Source organism: Moorena sp. SIO4E2 (genome assembly GCF_010671945.1).
Lineage (GTDB): Bacteria > Cyanobacteriota > Cyanobacteriia > Cyanobacteriales > Coleofasciculaceae > Moorena > Moorena producens.
In genome coordinates this window covers 1-2413 of record NZ_JAAHIE010000868.1, presented here as the reverse complement: position 1 = coordinate 2413, position 2413 = coordinate 1, and the positions used below count along the sequence as shown (strand labels likewise).

The 2413-nt window shown below is 37.3% G+C and carries 2 protein-coding genes and 1 pseudogene; 1 reads left to right on the top strand and 2 read right to left on the bottom strand.

What is annotated here, in order from left to right:
- Window positions 1–119: 119 nt before the first annotated feature.
- Together F6K37_RS38360 and F6K37_RS38355 are read right to left on the bottom strand one after the other, a co-directional pair.
- On the bottom strand, window positions 120–419 hold the full coding sequence (locus F6K37_RS38360) for a Fis family transcriptional regulator (protein ID WP_287256341.1): 300 nt from the start codon (window positions 417–419) through the stop codon (window positions 120–122).
- Complete coding sequence (locus F6K37_RS38355) at window positions 409–765, bottom strand: type II toxin-antitoxin system RelE/ParE family toxin (RefSeq protein WP_287256338.1); 357 nt, start codon at window positions 763–765, stop codon at window positions 409–411. The genes F6K37_RS38360 and F6K37_RS38355 overlap by 11 nt, the downstream gene beginning before the upstream one ends.
- Before the next feature lie 237 nt (window positions 766–1002).
- Between F6K37_RS38355 and F6K37_RS45885 the strand changes: the two are divergent.
- Window positions 1003–2413, top strand: a pseudogene (locus F6K37_RS45885) (transposase family protein); the annotation flags it as partial.

Here is a 2413-nt window from a genome sequence, read left to right as displayed (position 1 = left end):
GGGAAACTATTGCCTATTGCTAGCATGCCTATTGCCTATTACCTATTACCTATTGCCTATTGCTAGCATGCCTATTGCCTATTACCTATTGCCTCTTGCCTATTGCCTCTTGAAAACCCCTATATAACATCACCATCAATCAATTGAAGCTGTAAGCGCTTACCGAGTGCATTAGCTGCCCGTTCAATTGTGTTCAGGGTTACGGAGGTATTGTTGGGATCTAAAAGACGATCTAATGCCGCAGGACTAGTTTTCATGACCTGGGTCATTTCAGTTTTAGTCAGTCCTTTTTCAAGCATGGCCTGTTCGATTTGCCAAGCTAAAACTCGTTTGAGAGCTACCGCTTCAACGTCAGCCAGGATGTTATCTTCTTCTAAAAGTTCATCTAAGGAAGAACCAATATAAGGATTATTCTTCATGTTCTCTTTCTAAGTTACGTTTTCTTTGTAAAGCTAAAGCTAATTCTTGTTTGGGCGTTTTTTGAGTTTTTTTGATGAATCCATGTAACAAAACCATTTGATTGTTATGAATGCAGAAAAGGACCCGGGCAGTGCGGCCATTAGGTAAGTTAGTACGGACTTCAAATAAACCATTTCCCATCGGGCGACAGGTAGGCATACCAATAGGCCAGCCGTACTCAACAGTTTTGATGTCTGTGCCAATTAACCGCCGTTCCTCCTTGTCTAAACTTAAGAGCCAATCACGGACAGGTTCGTGATCAGATTCAGTTTTATAAAACTTAGCAGGAATTCGTTTAGAGGTCATTGAGCTTATGTACCATTTTTGACTGAAGTCCTCCGTTAATTTGTACTACTTTACACCTCAAACTCCCTTACTGTAAACGATGTAGCGATTGAGTCAAATATAATAGTCGAAGCAAAGCTTAGGATATATAGCTGGGGGGGCGACAAGCGCCCCGTAAACCTTGATATATATTAAATTGAGCGAATTATGGTAAAAAAAGATAGGTCATAAATTGTCAATACGACCTACCAATTGATAATGATACCAGAATTAGATCAAAAGCATCTAAAAAACCTACTTTCTGAATCTCAACTCTTGTTTTTTTACATTTTATTAATTATAATACAAGATATCAAAAATGTCAAACTCGAAAAAATTGCCGAATCTTGTCTTGGTGCAGTCGCTCATGGGGGAAACCCCCAAGACCGCGCTGCACCGCTACCTTTACCTATTAAATTCAGTTCAAGACGTCAAAAAATACAGAGATTTTTGTCACTACCAATATTTCAAATCAAAGACTTGTGGTTTCCAATTATTAAAGAATGGATTAAACAAACATTTTATAAACAGGAAAAAATTTATTTAGCTATCGATAGAACTAATTGGAAGGACAAGAATTTACTAATAATTAGTATGATTTCTAAAAAACGAGCAATTCCCATTTACTTTGAACTTCTATCAAAGTTAGGTTCAAGCAATTTATCAGAGACGAAACCTTGAACAGTGGAGCCTTATTACAAAAGAGTTAACCCTTTTATGCATAACCGATTACCCATAAAGGCTCCACTGTTCTACGGTAACTTCAAGAGCAAAAACAACTAATTTCAAATATTATAGGGCTATTTGATAACTATCAAATTGTGGTTTTGGGATACCGAGAGTTTTGTTCGGTGAAATTGGCTCAATGGCTAGATAAACAAGGTTTTCAATTTTGTTTAAGACTAAAAGAATCCGCACAAATTGAACTAGCCAATACCGGATGGGTTTCCTTGAAAAATTGTGGATTAAAACCGGGTAGTTCGTTATTTTTTGAAAAAGTAAAAGTTACAAAAACTCAACAAATTAAAGGATTTAGTGTAGCCTGTAAATGTCAGAAAAGTTATCGAAAATCAGTGACCAAAGAAGGTTGGTTTATTCTAACAAACATGAGTAGTATATCTGAGGCAATCGAAGCTTATAAAAAGCGATGCAGCGCGGTCTTGGGGAGGCAGCGCGGTCTTGGGGGTCTCCCCCATGAGCGACTGCCGTGGTTTCCCCCATGAGCGACTGCATCAAGACAACGGTTTGATATTGAAGAAATGTTCCGGGATTATAAGAGCGGTGGATATAACATGGAAGGAAGCCATGTGGTTGGTCAACGCTTTATTTCTTTAGTTATTTTAATATCTTTTGCTTATATTAGTGCCACAGTTATAGGATAAAAAATTACTAAAAAAGGAGTGCAAAACTATGTAGGTAGAGTCAAAGAATATGGGCGAGTAAATAAAAGACATAGTAATTTTTATATTGGAATGTATGCTACAAAATGGATTAATTTTATGGATAAATGTTGGGAATTAGTTTATGCTTTGATGCGTTTAAGTCGTCATAAGCTCGATAATTATTTACGAGGTATGAGAGCTATGAAGCTTATACAGTCTACTTTTTAGCTCTCATGTCGCCCCCCCAG

Bases quoted from the DNA above. Each gene is read 5' to 3' on its own strand.
- F6K37_RS38355 (WP_287256338.1), bottom strand. From the start codon at position 765: ATGACCTCTAAACGAATTCCTGCTAAGTTTTATAAAACTGAATCTGAT.
- F6K37_RS38360 (WP_287256341.1), bottom strand. From the start codon at position 419: ATGAAGAATAATCCTTATATTGGTTCTTCCTTAGATGAACTTTTAGAA.